The 17,973-nt window shown below is 45.1% G+C and carries 18 protein-coding genes; all 18 read left to right on the forward strand.

Annotated elements, in window-relative coordinates; all coding sequences use genetic code 11:
- Nucleotides 1–90 precede the first annotated feature (90 nt).
- The 18 genes from OCV59_RS12035 to OCV59_RS05865 all read left to right on the forward strand — a co-directional run bounded on the left by OCV59_RS12035 (nt 91) and on the right by OCV59_RS05865 (nt 17,811).
- Entirely contained in the window at nt 91–204 is a 114-nt protein-coding gene (locus OCV59_RS12035; protein WP_147593582.1) for an LPXTG cell wall anchor domain-containing protein, read from the forward strand.
- A gap of 381 nt (nt 205–585) precedes the next feature.
- Nucleotides 586–1,014, forward strand: a complete 429-nt coding sequence (gene rplM, locus OCV59_RS05785; protein WP_147593545.1) for a 50S ribosomal protein L13 — start codon at nt 586–588, stop codon at nt 1,012–1,014.
- A 19-nt stretch (nt 1,015–1,033) separates the two neighbouring features.
- Nucleotides 1,034–1,429 (forward strand): 30S ribosomal protein S9, encoded by a 396-nt coding sequence (gene rpsI, locus OCV59_RS05790; RefSeq protein ID WP_147593546.1) that lies wholly within the window; start codon nt 1,034–1,036, stop codon nt 1,427–1,429.
- 411 nt (nt 1,430–1,840) lie between these two features.
- Nucleotides 1,841–3,703 (forward strand): ASCH domain-containing protein, encoded by a 1,863-nt coding sequence (locus tag OCV59_RS05795; protein ID WP_147593547.1) that lies wholly within the window; start codon nt 1,841–1,843, stop codon nt 3,701–3,703.
- Nucleotides 3,704–3,708: 5 nt separating this feature from the next.
- Nucleotides 3,709–4,080 carry an ASCH domain-containing protein gene (locus tag OCV59_RS05800; RefSeq protein WP_147593548.1) on the forward strand — a complete coding sequence of 124 codons (372 nt, stop codon included), beginning with the start codon at nt 3,709–3,711 and terminating at the stop codon, nt 4,078–4,080.
- 114 nt (nt 4,081–4,194) lie between these two features.
- On the forward strand, nt 4,195–4,770 hold the full coding sequence (locus OCV59_RS05805; protein WP_147593549.1) for a TetR/AcrR family transcriptional regulator: 576 nt from the start codon (nt 4,195–4,197) through the stop codon (nt 4,768–4,770).
- A gap of 46 nt (nt 4,771–4,816) precedes the next feature.
- Nucleotides 4,817–5,005 carry a cysteine-rich KTR domain-containing protein gene (locus tag OCV59_RS05810; RefSeq protein WP_147593550.1) on the forward strand — a complete coding sequence of 63 codons (189 nt, stop codon included), beginning with the start codon at nt 4,817–4,819 and terminating at the stop codon, nt 5,003–5,005.
- A gap of 71 nt (nt 5,006–5,076) precedes the next feature.
- Complete coding sequence (locus OCV59_RS05815) at nt 5,077–5,433, forward strand: DUF3795 domain-containing protein (protein ID WP_147593551.1); 357 nt, start codon at nt 5,077–5,079, stop codon at nt 5,431–5,433.
- Nucleotides 5,434–5,718, forward strand: coding sequence for an MATE family efflux transporter (locus OCV59_RS05820; RefSeq protein WP_147593552.1), 285 nt, complete (start codon nt 5,434–5,436; stop codon nt 5,716–5,718). It begins immediately after the preceding gene.
- A gap of 108 nt (nt 5,719–5,826) precedes the next feature.
- A complete protein-coding gene (locus OCV59_RS05825) occupies nt 5,827–6,711 on the forward strand; it encodes a helix-turn-helix transcriptional regulator (protein WP_147593553.1) in 885 nt (294 codons plus the stop codon).
- Complete coding sequence (locus OCV59_RS05830) at nt 6,711–7,430, forward strand: ABC transporter ATP-binding protein (protein ID WP_394803003.1); 720 nt, start codon at nt 6,711–6,713, stop codon at nt 7,428–7,430. The genes OCV59_RS05825 and OCV59_RS05830 overlap by 1 nt, the downstream gene beginning before the upstream one ends.
- Nucleotides 7,427–8,167 carry an ABC transporter permease gene (locus OCV59_RS05835; protein ID WP_147593555.1) on the forward strand — a complete coding sequence of 247 codons (741 nt, stop codon included), beginning with the start codon at nt 7,427–7,429 and terminating at the stop codon, nt 8,165–8,167. Before OCV59_RS05830 ends, OCV59_RS05835 begins: the two co-directional genes overlap by 4 nt.
- A gap of 1,089 nt (nt 8,168–9,256) precedes the next feature.
- Nucleotides 9,257–10,663, forward strand: coding sequence for a sigma-54 interaction domain-containing protein (locus OCV59_RS05840; protein ID WP_147593556.1), 1,407 nt, complete (start codon nt 9,257–9,259; stop codon nt 10,661–10,663).
- A 530-nt stretch (nt 10,664–11,193) separates the two neighbouring features.
- Nucleotides 11,194–12,492 carry a group II intron reverse transcriptase/maturase gene (gene ltrA, locus OCV59_RS05845; RefSeq protein WP_147593557.1) on the forward strand — a complete coding sequence of 433 codons (1,299 nt, stop codon included), beginning with the start codon at nt 11,194–11,196 and terminating at the stop codon, nt 12,490–12,492.
- Between the two features lie 620 nt (nt 12,493–13,112).
- Entirely contained in the window at nt 13,113–14,048 is a 936-nt protein-coding gene (locus tag OCV59_RS05850) for a helix-turn-helix transcriptional regulator (protein ID WP_147593558.1), read from the forward strand.
- A gap of 253 nt (nt 14,049–14,301) precedes the next feature.
- Nucleotides 14,302–15,663, forward strand: a complete 1,362-nt coding sequence (locus OCV59_RS05855; RefSeq protein WP_147593559.1) for an APC family permease — start codon at nt 14,302–14,304, stop codon at nt 15,661–15,663.
- A 25-nt stretch (nt 15,664–15,688) separates the two neighbouring features.
- Nucleotides 15,689–17,365, forward strand: coding sequence for an amidohydrolase (locus OCV59_RS05860; RefSeq protein ID WP_147593560.1), 1,677 nt, complete (start codon nt 15,689–15,691; stop codon nt 17,363–17,365).
- Entirely contained in the window at nt 17,362–17,811 is a 450-nt protein-coding gene (locus OCV59_RS05865; protein ID WP_147593561.1) for a DUF3237 family protein, read from the forward strand. Before OCV59_RS05860 ends, OCV59_RS05865 begins: the two co-directional genes overlap by 4 nt.
- The last annotated feature ends 162 nt before the right edge of the window (nt 17,812–17,973 follow it).

Here is a 17,973-nt window from a genome sequence, read left to right on the forward strand (position 1 = left end):
CTGTTAGGGGCCTTGCTCTTTATACCTGAAATATAAGATACGCAAATTTTTACTAAAAGCGACCCCAATAATATCATAGCATGACATCACATCGCTGCACAGACCGGCGATGACAGCAATATGTTACCGTGGCTCCTTATCCTGCTTGCCAGCGGCGGAGCAGCAGCAGTACTTGTGAGCAGAAAGAGAAGATACGGCAGATAATCGATCTAGGCTATTCCTGATCGGAAATCGCGGTTTTTAAGCTAAAATCACAGCTTTGATCGCAGCTTTAAAGTAAAAACCTTTGACAACGCTGTCGCAGGCGTGTAAAATGAATCTGTGTCGTGTGCACGGCACAGATTTTTTCGTGTGAGCAGGATGGTGATCGTCCGGGCCAGCACGGCTAAAAGAATTATAAGTTTTAGTTCGCCGAAAACGTTTGTCGCGTTCAGGCGCGGGCAGATCTTGCATGATCGATACGGCATGCATCATGAGGGACTCGACCCCCGGAGGGCGCGCGCTTTGCACATTTACACGACAAATCAAGTAGGCAGGGCCGAAAAAGTTTGCATCGCAAACCCAGTAGGTAGAAAGGAAGAAAAGATGAGTTCATTTATCGCAAAGCCTGCAGAAGTAGAACGTAAATGGTACGTTGTAGATGCTGAAGGCAAGAACCTGGGAAGAATGGCATCACAGATCGCAGCAATTCTCAGAGGAAAGAACAAACCGACTTACACACCTCACGTAGACTGCGGAGATTACGTTATCGTTATCAACGCTGAAAAGGTAGAGGTAACTGGCAAGAAGAGAAAAGAAAAGATCTATAAGAGACATACCGGATATCCTGGCGGTCTCAGAGAGCTGACTTTTGAAAAGATGATGGAAAAGCATCCTACAGAAGTCGTAAGACATGCTGTAAAGGGCATGATGCCTAACGGCAAGCTCGGCAGACAGATGTACAAGAAGTTAAAGGTATATGCAGGTCCTGAGCATGATCACGCAGCTCAGAAGCCGGAAGTTCTGGATATTTAAGGAAGGGAGGAATTAAACGATGGCAAAAACACAGTATTACGGAACAGGAAGAAGAAAATCTTCAGTTGCTAGAGTTAGATTAGTCCCTGGTAACGGAAATATCACAGTTAACAAGAAGCCTCTCGATGATTATCTCGCTATGGAGATCGTTAAGAGAGAAGTAAAGAGACCTTTTGAGATCGCAGGCTGCGAAGGCAAGTTCGATGTTATCGCAACAGTTCACGGCGGCGGATACACTGGTCAGGCAGGAGCTTTAAGACACGGTATTTCAAGAGCCCTCTGCGAAGCAGACAGAGAAGCATACAGACCGGCCCTCAAGGCAGCAGGCTTCCTGACAAGAGACTCAAGAATGAAGGAAAGAAAGAAATACGGTCTCAAAAAAGCAAGAAGAGCGAGCCAGTTCTCGAAGCGTTAATTGGGACGCGAGACCTATCCCAGCGAGGCGCGAGCCTCAAAACTCACATTCGTGTGGAAGACCCCCGAATTCCAACCCTTGGAATCGGGGGTTATTTATTTACAGATTTACAGACTGTTCTCTGCGCCAGGTAATTAGGTTTTAGAGATTATTTTTAAGTTTAGCTCTTAAGTTTACGGATATGGTCGACGGGAATAATTATAGCGACTAAAAGTAGGCCTGAAAGGACCTCTGTATACATAAAGTATGAAGGATATGCGCTGAACAGCGCACAGACTATGAGAGGTGGTATTTGATAAAAAATAGTAAGGTAGGATTGGCACAAGTAAAGAACACTTGTTCGTGACATATAAATGTGATATAATTTGTAAAGGCGAGTAGTGGTTAAATATAAAAATGGGGGAGTGAAAAATGAGAAATTATTATTTAAAAATTAGAGAAAAGTTTATTCCGGATATAGAAGCTGGCAATAAAACACATGAATATCGGTTAGCTTCTCCAGATAGAGCTAGTATTAAAGTTGGAGATACGTTAGTACTCATTTCAAATCAAAACAAAAGTGTTTTTATAAAAACAACAATAAAAAGCATTAAACATTTTCCTGGATGGCAAGAAGCATTGGAAGAAAATTGGCAGAAAGATTTTAAAAGTCTGTATAGTACAATGGATGAAGCATTAAAAGAATGTTATAGATTTTATCCTAAGAGGGAAGTAGATGCTTATGGAATAAATGTATATGAAATAGAACCGTTAAAAGAAAATTTATCGGATGCAAGTATATTGATTGACACTAATATTATAATCAAAAGAGAAAGCGTCAATAATGTTTCTTTTGAAGTTGTCAAGCTGTTTAATTGGTTTGCAAAAAAGAAAAATCGTATATTTGTGCACAAACTTTCTAAAGAGGAAATTGCCAATTATGGTAATGAAGAAGTAAAGCAGGCTGTTTTAACGAAACTTAATTCATACGATGAATTACCATCTTTTTCATATATTAAGGACTCTTTTTTTGAATATATAGTTTCGCAATTTTCTAAAGATAGAAATAGCGAAATTGATAATAAACTATTAAAGGAAGTATATGATGGTAATGTAGACCTGTTATTGACTGATGACAATCTTATGCTTAAAAAGGCGGAGCAGTTATATCTTAGAGATAAAGTGTTAACTTCTGCTGAATTATTATCTAGGTTTGAGCATTCAGATCCTAAGAATATTGAGTATAAAATGTTAGCGGTAAAATTAAAAGATATTGCAGAAGTGAATCTTTATTCGGAGTTTTTTGATACGCTCAGAGAGGATTACGGTGGAATAGTTTTTGATAATTGGTTTAAAAAGAAAGCGAGAGCTAAAGAAAAGGCATATGTTTTTGAAAATGAATTAGGGATTATTCAAGGGTTCTTGTACTTAAAAGACGAAGAGCCTAATGAAACTGGGTATTTACAGATGACTCCTGCGCTTTTACCGAAGCGTCGACTGAAAGTTGGAACTTTTAAGATTGATAGTACTGGATTTAGACTTGGTGAAAGATTTTTGAAAATAATATTTGATAATGCTTTAAAAAGAGGTGTTGATGAAATTTATGTAACTCTCTTTGAAAATAAACGCGATGATGTTAAACAACTGAAGGAATTGATGGAGCGTTGGGGTTTTTGTCGACACGGGTATAAAGATAATGGTGAAATTGTATTGGTTAAGAGTTTAGAAAAATATGATGACAGCAAAACACCGAAGTACAACTTCCCTGTAATTAAAGAAAATCCGAAAGTCTTTTGGTTGCCTATATATCCACAGTATCATACAGACTTGTTCCCTGATATGATCTTGAAGAATGAAGATATGCATTTATACGAAGAGAAAAAAGCACATCGTTATGCATTAGAAAAAATATATCTATCGGGATTATATAAAACAGATGCACAGCCTGGAGACATCATGATGATCTATAGAACTGGTGAATCATACCCCAAAAAATATTCATCGGTTATCACAGGTATAGCTGTAATAGAAAGCATAACGGATACAAAATCAGTTGATGAATGCTTGAAATTATGTAAGAATCGTTCTGTTTTTGAGGAAAAAGAAATAATAGAAATGCACAAGAAAAGGCCGAGAGTAATTAAGTTGATTGATTATAAACCTTTTGTTAACAAAGTTACTTTAGAGTATCTATGGCAACAAGGTATCCTTAATTTTCCAAGTGGACCGCAAACTTTTGATACGATTACAGAAGAACAATATGAGAATATTCTTAAATATGGAATGGAGAGATGATTATCATGAAACTAAAAATACTTATATCAATAAACCCAGAACATGTGAAAAATATTATTTCTGGAGAGAAAAAATATGAATACCGAAAAATTGTAGCGAAAAAGGATATCGCAGCCATTATTATTTATGAGACAGTACCAACTAAAAAAGTTGTAGCGGAAGCAGAAATATTAAATGTGATAGAACTTCCCCCGGAAGAATTGTGGCAACAAACAAAAGAGGCTTCTGGAATTACAAAAGATTTTTTTGACAAATATTTTGAAAACAGAGAAGTTGCGTATGCATACAAATTAGGAAGAGTAAAGGTTTACGAAGAGAAAAGAGAGCTAAAAGATTATGGGTTAAGAATGGCGCCACAATCTTTTGTGTATATTTAAACCTTGTAGTAATATGCAATCCGTGGTGAAAATTCCCAGCCCGATTGACAAGCTTTGTTCGTTGATATATAATTAGCGTTATATATAATCCGGGTTATATATGGAGGTGCGGATATGCCTGCGAAAGCAAAGGTCCCAAAAGAAATGATCATCGATGCAGCCTTTGCGGTTGCTCGTGAAACAGGTGCGGAAAACATCAATGCAAGGACAGTATCGGAAAGGCTGAATTGCTCTACACAGCCTGTCATGTATCATTTTGCAACGATCGAAGAATTGAAAAGGGCGGCCTATGCGAAGGCAGATCGTTATCATTCTGAATATCTGATGGATATGAAAAAAACGCCAAAGGGTGCTGCGCTCGGTATCGGGATGAATTATATCCGCTTTGCGATCGAAGAACCGCATTTGTTCCGGTTCCTTTTTCAGTCGGATTTTTTCAGTGGAAGTACTCTGCTTGAGCTGATAGACGCTGAAGAGCTTACCCCTGTTCTTTCGGCTATGCAGGGAGCCCTGGGAGTCGATATGGAACAGACCAAAAGTGTCTTTCTGACTGTTTTCCTGTTTGCTCACGGATATGCAAGCATCATCGCCAACAATTCATTGGAATACGACGAAGATATCATAAATTCCCATTTGCAGCAGGCATACAGAGGTGCGATATTAGTAGCACAGGAGAAAATGCCGTTATGAGATAGACGGGATACTCTTTGTGATCGCATGGATCGAGGTGGTGTGAATGGCTGAAGCCTTAAAATTAAAATTGAATTGGCTTTGCTGCCCCAGATGCGGCGGCAAAACGAGAACGAAGATACGGGCACATACGGTGCTGGAGGACTTTCCCCTATTTTGCCCAAAGTGCAGATATACCTGCGTGATCCGTTTCAAGGGCGGAAAAATTGAAGAAATCAAAATGCCAGACGCTTAGACGCAGTGCAGACCGGTGGATCGGTTTGTGCTGCGTTTGTTGTTTTAGAGGAGATTATGGAGGGATATAGTATGAAAAACACGAACACATTTATCGGCTGTTGCGGCCTGGACTGCGAAACGTGCGATGCCAGAATCGCAACGATCACGAACGATAACACCCTGCGCGAGAAAACCGCTGCACTGTGGACGAAGCTCAACGGCGTAACGATCACACCGGAGATGATCAACTGCACAGGCTGCCGCATAGAAGGTGCCAAAACACCTTTCTGCGACAAGCTCTGCCCCGTACATAACTGCGTCCAGGAAAAGGGGCTGGATACCTGCGCAGACTGCCCGCAGATGGAAGGATGCCCGACGCTGGGCTGCATCGCTGCAAACAGCCCGTTCGTTTTGGAAAATCTGAAGCAGCTTCGCGAGGCGAAGTAAATGAAACTGGAGCATAAGATCGAGCTTCGATGGCTGATCCTGTTTGCTCTGCCAACTATTTTTTCTAACGTCTTTGGAAATCTATATACTGCGGTAGATGGCATCTTTGTTGCCCGGTTTGTGGACACGGATGCACTGTCTGCTATAAACATTTCTATGCCGATGGCATACCTTACGTCGGCGCTGGGGATGATGTTCAGTACCGGTGGGAATGCGCTGATCGCGAAGAAAATCGCTTGTTCAGAAGCCTGTTTCGCGGATATATCAACGGCATTTCATCGGTAATCAGCTACGATCTGGGGCGAGGAGATGCTGGATAGGACAAAATAGCAAGGAACGTCGAGAGAAATTCTGTGCAGTACGGTAGAATGCATTTTGCAGGAGGTGGGAAGAATGAAGGAACAGATACTGGCCGTACAGAGGATGCAGGACTACATAGAAAAGAATCGAACAGAGGAAATCAGTCTGTCAGATCTTGCGGGTGTCTCACTGTTTTCTCCGTGGTATTCTTATCGCTTATTTCGGGATTCCCTTGGGCTGACACCGACGGAGTATATCCGCAAATACCGGCTGACACAAGCGGCATACCAGCTTCGCAGCGGTGAGGTAAAAGTCATCGATGCGGCCTACAATGCCGGATTTACCAATGTGGACACCTTTACGCGGGCATTTTACCGTGAATTCGGCATGAATCCGAGTGACTATATGCGAAATCCTGTTCCCGTTACATTCTTCATACCTTACGGCGCAAAATATCGTGAACTACGAAAGGAGAATATCGACGTGTCAAACATTCAACCGATTTTTATACAGGCCATCCGAAAACCTGAACGCCTGTGCATAATCAAACGCGGAGAGCAGGCAGAAGATTATTTCCAATACTGTGAAGAGGTCAGCTCTGACATCTGGGGCATTCTTATGAGCATGAAGTCGCTCTGCGGGGAGCCTGTTTCCATGTGGCTGCCCGAGAAATATAAAAAGCCGAATACTTCTACCTATGTACAGGGTGTGGAGGTCGAAACCGAATATATGGGTATCGTTCCCGAGGGTTTTGATACCATCCATCTGCCTGAAGCTGAATATCTGATGTTTCAGGGACCTGCTTTCTGTGAGGAGGATTACTGTGAGGCGATCCGTACCGTGCAGGCGGCAATGGACGGATATGATCCGTCGGCCATCGGATACCGCTGGGACGATGAAAATCCGCGCATCCAGCTGGAACCCCGTGGTCAGCGCGGCTATATCGAGCTGCGGGCAGTCGGGAGGATCGAGGAATGATAGAAGCGATCTTTGTAGAAGGACTGACAAAATCCTACAATGAGAAAACTGTAGTCGATGATTTGAGCCTCTCAGTGAAAAGCGGCACGGTTTTCGGATTGCTCGGCGCAAATGGCGCGGGAAAAAGCACTGCGATAGAGTGTATGCTCGGCACGAAACAGGCGGATACGGGAACGGTTCGTCTGCTGGGGCAAGATCCGAAAAAACATCGCCGTGCGCTTTTTCAGCGTATCGGCGTGCAGTTTCAGGAAGGTGACTATCAGAAAGAAATCAAGGTTTCAGAGCTTTGTGAGGAAACCGCGAGTCTTTACCGCAAGCCTGCCGATTGGAAGAGGCTGTGCGCTAGGTTCGGTATCGGTGATAAGACAAACGTGGCAGTCAAAGGTCTATCGGGTGGTGAACGGCAGCGGCTTTTTATTGTGCTGGCGCTGATCCCACGGCCGGAGCTTGTGTTTCTTGACGAGCTGACTACCGGGCTTGATGCAAAAGCGCGGCGCAGCGTGTGGAAAACGCTGGAATCGTTGAAAGAACAGGGTCTTACGATTTTTCTGACTTCTCATTTTATGGATGAAGTGGAGGCATTGTGTGATGAGATCTGCATTTTGAAAAAGGGTGCTCCCGTTTTTCGTGGAACCGTGGAGCAGGCAAAGAAACAGTGCAGCTGCGAACGCTTTGAGGACGCTTATCTGCAGCTTTCGGATGAGGAGGTGGACGCATGAAATGCTTTTTTACTTTTTTAAAAACGGAGCTGAAGCTAAGCCTGCGAGACATGAATATGGTGATATTTGCCGTTATCATGCCGCTTGTGATCTTCATTATCCTTGGCATCATTTATGGCACAAAGCCCGCTTATGACGGTGCAGACTATACATTCCTGGATCAGTCTTTCGGAGCTGTCAGTGCAGTTGCTGTTTGCGCAAGCGGATTGATGGGTCTGCCGCTGGCTGTATCCGGTCTGCGAGAGATGAAGATCCTGAAGCGGCTGCGCGTCACGCCGGTCAGTCCCGTGCTCATTCTTGGCGTTGAGCTGGCGATGTATGTTGTCTACTGTGCCGCTTCCATTGCGATGCTGGCGGTTGCAGCGCTTTTGTGGGGCGTACAGCTGCGCGGCTCGCTTCCGGCTTTCCTCGGGAGCTGGGCGCTTACCATGATTTCGACCCTTTCCATCGGTATGCTGGCAGGCGGCGTAGCAAAGGACACCAGGCAGGCCAGTGCCATTGCGTCGATTCTCTATTTCCCGATGTTGATATTTTCCGGCACGACGTTGCCGATCGAGGCCATGCCGCCCGTGATGCAGAAGGTCGTCAGCTTTTTTCCGCTGACGCAGGGACTTACGATGATGAAAAATGCTTTTTTAGGTATCGGCGCGGGAGGCATCCTGTTACCGATGTGTATAATGCTTGGAGTTACCGCGCTTTGTGCGATTCTCGCTGTTCGCTTTTTCCGCTGGGAATAGATATTCCTAGGGGAGACGCCATACGGGGAGAGTCGCTCGGTGGTTCTCTTTTATATTTTGGGAGAATATCCCCAATTATACCTTGTAAGGGCAATGAGGAGTGGTAAAAATATCATATACGAAACTGTGGATAACTCGGTTGATAAAAAAGCTATTGACAGCCATAATCGTTGAAATTTCAAGGTAAATCAAAAAAGTATTTATCCACAGGTGGTGTTGGATAAAATCGTATACAATCAAAGCCGCTTTTGTGGATAAGTCCTGAAAAAGCCTTATTTAGCGGCTTGCAGGGTTGTTCAAAAAACTTTACGGATTTTATCGATGAAGTTTACATAAAATCGAAAAATGAGCGTTATTTGATAGCAGTAAAAAATTTTAACGGGTTTTTAGTGGAGTTCAGATGGTTAAATGCTTTCTGAGATCTGATTAAAAACCTGTTTTTTGTAAAATTTCCATTAGTTCTATGTAATGGAAGCAATTTTTCAAAGTCATCAGTCAGTATCGAATTTTATGCCTGGGAAATATGGCATTATCAGAACTCTATTATGTAAATATATTACAGTCAATCAGGGGAAGGGTTTTTACAGTTATCAACAACGCGAACAGTGGAAATGTTGAAAAATACGCTTTTGGCGAGGTTGTGTGCAATTTCCGGAAGAACATGAATGAAACTGTGGATAACTATGTTCAAAAAAAGATACTTGACAGCTCTAAGCGTTGAAATTTAAACGATAGTAAAAAAATGGTTATCCACAGGTTGCGTTGGATAAAATCGTATACAATTTCAAAAAAATAGTGGATAACCCCTGAAATCCCTAAAAATCAACCTCTGAGGCCTTGTTGAAAAATGCATCCGCAAAAAAGAACACAGGTTGACATAATGCTAAAAATACAGCAAAACCCGTGCATAAAAAAAATTTTTGCCTGGATTTTTTCATGAACTTATGAACGACCGCGAACTGCAGCGCTTTACATGGATATCAAAATAATATTGAATTTTCGAAAAATTATTGAAACTATATCGACCCTGTTTTATGATATAACCGTAATGTGATCGATCGGGGCAGGATCCCGAGAGAGGAGGCAGCGTTGAAAAAGGAAATCAGACTGGAACCGGAGGATTATCAGGCTATACTCGACAGGATGGATGACGGTATTTTCATCGTGAGCAGGCAGGGAAGCATCATTGCTGTGAATAAAGCTGTTGAGAAAAACGGCGGCAAGAAAATGCATGAACTGATCGGGCGGAATATAGATGATCTTGTTAAGGAGGGCTACTGTTCTGAATTCGTGAGCCGGCGTGTCATCGAAAGCGGCAGGGAAGAGATCCTGGTGCAGCATACCAAGGATAATAAGGAGCTGCTTGTGACCGGAAGGCCCTATTACAAAAACGGGCAGCTTGAAATGGTGGTCGCCTGTGAAAGAGATGTGACGGAGCTGGCCAAAACAAAAGAGAAGCTTTCCAAGGTAAAGATAATGAATGAAGAATACCAGAAGGAGCTGGAGTACCTGAGAAAGGTTAACAGCCAGAGCAGCGAGGTAGTGAGTGTCTCCAGGAACATGAAGCAGACTATCGAGATGGCTAAAAAGGTCGCGCGACTTGACACGACGGTGCTCATACAGGGCGAGTCGGGAACAGGCAAGGAGGTCATGGCGAAGCTGATCTGCAGCGAGAGCCCGCGGAGCAGGAAGCCTTTTATAAAAGTAAACTGCGGGGCTATCCCGGAGAATCTGCTCGAATCGGAGATGTTCGGGTACGTAGAGGGCGCTTTTACCGGTGCGAAGAAAGCCGGAAAGGAAGGATATTTCGGCATGGCCAACGGCGGCACGATATTCCTGGATGAAGTGAATGAACTGCCTTTCAATCTTCAGGTGAAGCTGCTGAGAGTGATACAGGAGCGTGAAATGATGCCGGTGGGAAGCGACCGGCCGGTAAAGCTGGATATAAGGATCATCGCTTCGACGAACAAGGATCTGAAAAAACTGGTGGCAAGAGGAAAATTCAGGCAGGATCTTTACTACAGGATAAGCGTGGAGTCCATCAATATCCCTCCGCTCAGAGAGCGGCGCGAGGATATAGTGCAGCTCGTCAAGCATTTTATCGGGCAGTTCAACGTGAAATACGGGCTGAACAAGCGCATCAGCGCAAAAGCTCAGAAACTTTTTCTCAATTATGACTGGCCCGGCAATGTGAGGGAGCTGGAAAACATGGTCGAGTGTCTCATCGCTGTTACGGAGGACGACCTGATAACCGAGTCGGATGCCAGGCTTTATATAAACGGGGAAAGTGCACTGCGGCCGGGAAGCCGGTCAAAGGACATCGAGATCACGGGTTCTATGGAGGAAATGGTCGGCGAGTATGAGTCGCATCTTTTGAAAAGCATGTATGATAAATACGGAAGCACCGCAGAGATGGCAAAGCTGCTGAGGACGACGAGGAGCACAATTAACAGAAAACTTAAAAAATACGGAATACGAGAAAATGACGACGCGTAATTGCGTCGTCATTGCGCGAGTGTGCCAGGCATGGCATAAGTCTTACGGGTGAAAGTCCCGTCACGGGTATTTACCGCCAAGTGTAGCGAACCACAAGCCGAAGACAACAATGTTTAGGGGGAGGAAGTGGTGTAGCAAAACCGTTGAGCCTACGAACAGAAACTGGATATGAGGCTAAATGGCGGGCGAGATTGCTCGACAAATCGAAGCCCAAAAGGTAAACGTAATGCCAAGAGAGTAAATCCAGAGGTTGTGCGGTGAAAGACTTGTGTCTTACCCTGGGAGGCCTAGGTAGCGCACCGAAAGGGCGTGCGATAAAAAGCTCATACCTAGGAGTCAGCTGAGGCCATAGTATCCCTAAGAAGCAATGGGAAAAGGGTCTAATGTCAATATATTGCAAATCGCTGTAAGCAAGGCAAGAATAGTCCGAAATCGAGGATATGCTTAACAAGTGGAAACGTATGTCTGCGGAAGCAAAAGGTAGAGGGGATGATTTCTAGCATCTTTACAAGCAGAAGGAGAAGCAACAAATGGAATTAATCGAGTGGATCTTACAAGATGAAAATATTGATAAGGCTATCAAATCAGTCAAGAAGAACAAAGGTGCATACGGAATTGATAAGATGTCCGTAGAAGATCTTGATGAGTATTTTGCCGCACATAGGGAAGAAATTAAATCCCAAATACGTGACGGCAAATACAAGCCAACACCAGTAAGAAGAGTCTACATACCTAAGTCTAATGGTAAGAAGAGACCTCTAGGAATACCAACAGTTGTGGATAGAGTGGTACAACAAGCTACAGCGCAAGTTTTGTCGCTTGGATATGATAAGTACTTCTCAGAACATAGCTACGGATTCCGCCCAGGCAGAAGTTGTCAACAGGCAATAGAGGAAGCACTTGTATACCTCAACGAAGGATACGAATGGGTAATAGACTTGGATATTGAGAAATATTTTGATACTGTAAACCACGACAGATTAATTTCGATACTCAGAGAACGTGTCAATGATGCGAAAACACTACGACTAATTCGCCAGTTCCTGCAAGCGGGGGTGATGGAAAACGGACTGATTAGTCCAAGCGAAGAGGGGGTACCTCAAGGCGGTCCTCTTAGTCCAGTACTGTCCAATGTATATCTAGACAAATTAGATAAAGAACTGGAAGCAAGAGGACTCTGTTTTGTCAGATATGCTGATGACTGTAATATCTTTGTCAAAAGCGAAATGGCAGCAAACAGAGTAATGAAGTCTATCACAAGCTGGCTAGAACGTAAGCTTAGGTTAAAAGTAAGTGCAACTAAAACAAAAGTTGTCAGACCACCGAAAAGCAACTTTCTTGGATTCACATTCTGGAAATCCAAAGATGGATGGAAATGCAAGCCGGCAAATGACCGCAAGAAAAGACTGTATGACAAAACAAGAGCAATACTATGTAGAAGGAAGGCAGTCGCAAGACCTATGAAGTCCACATTTGAGCAACTTAACTGGTTAATTCGTGGATGGATAAACTACTACCGAATTGGCAGTATGAAGATGTTCTTAGAAGAATATGGGCAATGGTTCAGACACAAGGTGAGAGTGGTGATACTCAAGCAATGGAAGAAACCTAGGCGCATATACCTGAATCTTCATAAACTGAACCAAATCGTAGGATGTGGGTTCACACACGAGGAAATTTTTAAGGTCGCAAATAGTAGACTAGGATGGTACAAAAGAAGCGGAATGTATGTAGTGAATTTTGCAATCAGTCCAGAGATACTTGGACGAAAAACAAAGAGCCGACCAGGATTGGTCGACCCATTAGCGTATTATCTGAGCAATATTTGATTCTATATTGATGTAGCGCCGTATACGAGAACCGTACGTACGGTGCAATGGGAGGGTGAGTATACTCACTCTACCCTATTCTGCTTGCACTGGCAGCCGCAGCAGGTGCAGCCGGAACACTTTACAGAAGAAAGACGAACTAATAATCGGATAACAGTAAGGCGCGCTTTACAGTAGCGCATGATGTATAAAAGGGTGCATGGAAAACCGGTCCGCGGATAACTTGGGCCGGTTTTTCTATTGCATGCGTTCGGCAAGATAAGCGTAGTGAGCGGGGTCTGATACCAAAAAGAAATTCACAACGCAGTTCTTTTGGTAAAATACACCACCATAGAGGCATCAACAGAGAGGGATAATACCAAAAATAAAAGCCGGCAACTGTGTTTTTAGCATTTTTTCTTGCATAAATCCCTGTTTTTCATTAATATTTTACCAAAAGTAATCATTTAAAATTGGAGCCTTAGTAAACGGCATTGCAGATCAAAGCGATTTTTATGTAAAATTGCTAAAACCACGTGGCAGGGAAGAGGATTTTGGTAATCGTGCGCGACCCATCGCGACAGCCACGATCCGCCACGAACGACAGCAGCTCGCCGCACCCCACCGGCAAGGAGGACGCCATGAGTTTTGAAAATATAGTAAAAATAAAGAACACACCGCTGAGCATCAGCGTATATGCAGTCAAAGACAAGCCACTAAACATGCATGAAGCCGGGACGCTCGAGATCATATTCTGCCTGACGGGCACGATAAAGTTCGCATACGCATATGAAGAATTCACGCTGAATGCCGGAGAATACGTGTCCGTCGACAGAGACGCGTACTATCTTTACAGCGACGGATACAACATGTGCGTCTCATTTTATGTTGATTTAATGGCGTTTAAACAGAAATATCCCAATATAGAACATCAGCTGTTCGTATGTGAAGGCTGTTCCGAAACCACGACAAAGTATATGGCACCGTACCATGACCGCCTGCGCGGCAAGCTGATAACACTGCTGAAGATAGTCCTGGACGGGAATCCGGCGGACAGCGCAGAGAGGACAACCGCGATCACGGAGTCGATAGTAGACTTGTTCATATTCCATTTCAACATCGTCATCTATCACTACGGCAGGAATGAGATGCCGAAGGACGTGCTCGAAAGAGTGCAGCAGATATATGCGTATCTCGGGACCCACTTTGAAAACAAGATAACGCTTGAGGAACTGGCGGCACATCTCGGACTCAGCAGCAGTTATCTGTCTGAATTCATGCGAACCTTTTCCATAGGCTTCAGGCGCATGCTGGCGTATATCAGGGCGAACAAATCCGAGTGGTATCTGATAAACACAGATCATACTATCGTTGAGATTTCAGAGCTCTGCGGGTTTTCAGACCCGCAGTACTACTACCGCGCATTCAAGGAATGGTACAAGTCCACACCTAAACAGTTCAGGGAAAAATACGTGAAGCATCAGGCAGACAGTACGGTATACTACGAGCCCCATGTCGTCAGGAGCATAGTGGATGATCTTCTTGTAAAGCACTATATCACCATGTTCGAAAACTGATGCATGATGCAGGGGCTCAAATGGAAAATAAGCAGGCTTCCATATTGGAAACGTCATATCTGCCGCATTTTGCATGACATGCATAGCGAACAGGTGAGCAGTATTGTTGTTTTCGTCAAAAAAAGACGAAAAACAACAACAAAACAACATTGAAGAAAAAGAATTTTCTGAATATTATAAACGTGTAATGAGCACTGCGAAAAGAGTTCATTAGCGGAATCATTTTTATCAAATTATATTCAGGAGGTCTATCATGAGTGAAAGAAATCAGAATGGCGAAGCGCAGCTGAAACGAAGTCTGACTTTGCCGCTTATAATCATGTTCGGGCTGTCATATCTGGCGCCCACAGTAGTATTCAACTACTACGGACTGTTCACACCCAGCACGGGAGGCATGTATACACTGTCGATCTGTGCGACAGCAGTCGTAATGCTGTTCACGGCATACAGCTATACCCAGATGGTAAAAGCTTATCCGTCAGCAGGTTCGGCCTACACGTACATAAGCAAATCCGTTCAGCCGCACGTGGGGTTCCTGTCAGGCTGGGCTATGCTCGTCGACTATCTGCTGCTGCCGATGATCTGCTATCTGCTGCTGGGAGTTTACATCAATGAGTATTTCCCTATGATCCCTGTATGGGCGATCGTTATCGTCATCGCAGTGATCGGAATGATCATCAATATCGTCGGAATAAAGACCGCAAGCATCATAGAAACGATCTGCACATGTGCAGCGATCGGGTTCACGATCCTCTTCATCGCATGCATCGTGAGATACGTTACGAACGGAGGCGGATCCGGCACACTGTTCGATCCTACAGCATTCTACAATCCTGAGAATTTCCAGATAAAGGGCACGCTCGCCGCATCAGCAGTTCTCTGCGCATCATTCGTAGGTTTTGACGCTGTAACTACTCTTGCAGAAGAAGCAAAGGATCCGCAGAAGGTCATGGGCAAGGCTATCATGGGAGTAGTTATCGGTGCAGGCGTCATTTTCGCCATCGTTGCATACTTCTCACAGATCGCATGGCCTGAAGCTTATGCGAACATCGAGGACCCTGACACAGGAATATTCGAGCTGTTCCCTCACATCGGAATGAGCTGGCTCGGAACTGTATTCTTCATCGTTGATAACTGCGGAAGCTTCGTATGCGCACTCGCGGGAATGGGCGCGGTTTCACGTATCCTCTACGGAATGGGACGCGACAACATCCTGCCTAAGAAATTCTTCGGAAAAGTTTCTCCTAAGTTCCAGACTCCTGTGAACAACATCGTGCTGACTACACTGATCGCTCTGACAGCACTGTTCTACCAGGAAAACGTAATGGGCGCAGCATCGCTCGTATCGTTCGGAGCAGTATGCGGATTCTTCATGGTAAACTTCTCCGTTATCGGACATTACATCATCAGAGGCAAAGAAAGAGGCGCAGGTGCGATGATCAGGCATCTCATCATCCCGGCACTGGGAATGCTGAGCCTGCTGGTAGTATTCTACTTCATCGAGACCCCTGCGAAGATCCTGGGAGGCATCTGGCTCGGAGTAGGAATAATCTACCTGGCTGTAAAGACAAAAGGCTTCAGAGAGCTGCCGCCTGAAATGAAGATCGACGAATAATGCGACATAGCGGAGGAAAACAGAAATGACTACGATAATAAAAAATGCCGATATATATACTTCCGATGAAAAAAATCCCAGAGCGAACTGCATAGTTTTCAGCGGGAAAAAAATAGATTTCGTCGGTGATGAGGCGGATCTGGATATGGAAAAATATGCAGATGCCGATATCCATGACATCGGCGGAAAATGCCTGATGCCTGGTTTCATAGACAGCCATGTGCATCCCGGCTGGATCACCAAGAGTCTGTGGCACGTGAGACTGCCGTGGACAGAGGACGTCGATGAACTGCTGGCATTTGTGAAGAAGTTCGGAGAAGAACACCCGAAATCAGAATATCCGTTCATATACTTCGAGTATTACCCTACATCCATGTTCGACGAGCACGGCCCGACAAAAGAGCTGCTGGACACAGCAATCAGCGACAGACCTGTGCTCTGCCAGGATTTCGGCGAGCATCTCTGCTGGATAAACACGAAGATGCTGGAACTCCTTGGAGTGGATAAAAACACGCCCGACCCGGGGCCTCTCGAGACATTCGCAAGAGACGAAGACGGCAATCCGACAGGCTGGGTAAGGGAAATGGCATGGATGAAGTTTGCCGACAACATGTTCAGCGCTCTCGACTGGGCACCGCCGGAAACGATAACGCCTGATACGATCAAAGAGTTCTTTGATTTCATGGAGGACAGCGGCATCACGGCGATGGCAGACGGATTCATAGAAAACGACGATCAGATCAGATCCATATACGAGCTCGATAAAGCAGGAAGGCTCAACGCATACTACGACGGCATGGTGAGGTTCTGGAGCTATGAGGATCTGCCTGAAAAGATCGCAAAACTGAGAGAATATCAGAAACTTTACACGACAGACCACATAAAAGTCAACACGATGAAGCTGTTCCTCGACGGGACCAACGAAAGCGGCAACTCCGCATCTTTGCATGAGCACATCAACGATCCCGGCAACTACGGCGAGATCATGATGGAGACCGACGAGCTGACGAAGTGCTTCCTGCTCTGCAACAGGGAAGGCCTGGATCTGCACATCCACATGGTGGGAGACAGAGCGTTCAGGGTAGGCTGCGATGCTGTCGAAGCTGCAAAGGCGCAGGCTGCGGCAGCCGGAGAGCCATGGGTCTGCCAGCCGGTATTCGCGCACTGCGAGGTTGTCGATCCGTCGGATATGGGACGCCCGGCAGAGCTCGGCATAGACATCAACTGGTCGTGTCACTGGTCGGGAGGATATTTCGGCGAAGAAGCGATGAACTACTACACTGAGGAAAAGTGGAGAAGGATGTATCAGTTCAATCCGATGATCGAAAGCGGTGCGATGCTTGCATTTTCAAGCGACGTTGTGACGGGCTACGAGATGCACAGAGCATATCCGTTCTTCGGTATCCAGGTCGCAGCGACAAGAGTCGATCCTGAGTTCCCGCTCGATCCTGACAAGTACCCTGGATCAGTCAGACCTGACGAATCGGCGAAGCTGAGCCTGCCGGTGCTGTTCAAAGGCTACACGATAAACAGCGCAAAGCAGATCCACTGGGAGAAGATCATGGGATCACTTGAAAAAGGCAAGCTCGCGAACATGATCATCACAGACAAAGACATGTTCAAGACACCGCCAGGCGAGATAAAGGACATCGTGACAGAAACCGTGATATTTGACGGAAAGGTCATCAAAGGTACGCTATGAATATGAAGAAGATATTCGATATAAAGATAGAGCAGTCGGATGACATAGAGCTCAAAGGTACCTCGGAGGGCGATCTGCTGGTGTCCGTCAACAGCGGAGGACAGTTTGCGGGAGAACGCCTGAGCGGCAGAGTAATGCCGGTCGGATGCAGCACATCATATTCGCCGGAAAGCGGCCTGAACAGGATATACGAATCCGTGCTGCTGGAGACGGACGACGGGGCGCACATCTTCATGAAGATAGACGCGTATCTGCAGCTGCCGCAGGAGCTCGAAGACAGATTCCTCGCGGGTGAAGCGGTGCCGGCAGAGGAGTATTATTACAAAGGCTCGGTCTGCTTCAATGCCGGAGACAGCCGCTGCAAATGGCTTGAGAACAGGGTCTTCATGTGCGACGGCATCATAGAAGACTGGAGCTCACTGCGTTTCGCGGTATATGAGGTGTAAAAGCCGGAGCCTGTGGAGGTCCGCAGGTCATGAAAAACAGAAACAGCACAACCAGTAATAAAAGCAGGAAGCTGCCGGAAAGATCATGAGAATGGTCAGCCGGCAGCTTTTTGTGTAAAATCCATGTAAAAAATATTAGATATAGAAAATTTTCTCAAAAAC

Origin of the sequence: Brotomerdimonas butyrica (assembly GCF_025567305.1) — a bacterium.
Classification (GTDB): Bacteria; Bacillota; Clostridia; order Peptostreptococcales; family Anaerovoracaceae; genus Lentihominibacter; species Lentihominibacter butyricus.

Bases quoted from the DNA above. Each gene is read 5' to 3' on its own strand.
- rplM (WP_147593545.1), top strand. From the start codon at position 586: ATGAGTTCATTTATCGCAAAGCCTGCAGAAGTAGAACGTAAATGGTAC.
- rpsI (WP_147593546.1), top strand. From the start codon at position 1,034: ATGGCAAAAACACAGTATTACGGAACAGGAAGAAGAAAATCTTCAGTT.
- OCV59_RS05795 (WP_147593547.1), top strand. From the start codon at position 1,841: ATGAGAAATTATTATTTAAAAATTAGAGAAAAGTTTATTCCGGATATA.
- OCV59_RS05800 (WP_147593548.1), top strand. From the start codon at position 3,709: ATGAAACTAAAAATACTTATATCAATAAACCCAGAACATGTGAAAAAT.
- OCV59_RS05805 (WP_147593549.1), top strand. From the start codon at position 4,195: ATGCCTGCGAAAGCAAAGGTCCCAAAAGAAATGATCATCGATGCAGCC.
- OCV59_RS05810 (WP_147593550.1), top strand. From the start codon at position 4,817: ATGGCTGAAGCCTTAAAATTAAAATTGAATTGGCTTTGCTGCCCCAGA.
- OCV59_RS05815 (WP_147593551.1), top strand. From the start codon at position 5,077: ATGAAAAACACGAACACATTTATCGGCTGTTGCGGCCTGGACTGCGAA.
- OCV59_RS05820 (WP_147593552.1), top strand. From the start codon at position 5,434: ATGAAACTGGAGCATAAGATCGAGCTTCGATGGCTGATCCTGTTTGCT.
- OCV59_RS05825 (WP_147593553.1), top strand. From the start codon at position 5,827: ATGAAGGAACAGATACTGGCCGTACAGAGGATGCAGGACTACATAGAA.
- OCV59_RS05835 (WP_147593555.1), top strand. From the start codon at position 7,427: ATGAAATGCTTTTTTACTTTTTTAAAAACGGAGCTGAAGCTAAGCCTG.
- ltrA (WP_147593557.1), top strand. From the start codon at position 11,194: ATGGAATTAATCGAGTGGATCTTACAAGATGAAAATATTGATAAGGCT.
- OCV59_RS05850 (WP_147593558.1), top strand. From the start codon at position 13,113: ATGAGTTTTGAAAATATAGTAAAAATAAAGAACACACCGCTGAGCATC.
- OCV59_RS05855 (WP_147593559.1), top strand. From the start codon at position 14,302: ATGAGTGAAAGAAATCAGAATGGCGAAGCGCAGCTGAAACGAAGTCTG.
- OCV59_RS05860 (WP_147593560.1), top strand. From the start codon at position 15,689: ATGACTACGATAATAAAAAATGCCGATATATATACTTCCGATGAAAAA.
- OCV59_RS05865 (WP_147593561.1), top strand. From the start codon at position 17,362: ATGAATATGAAGAAGATATTCGATATAAAGATAGAGCAGTCGGATGAC.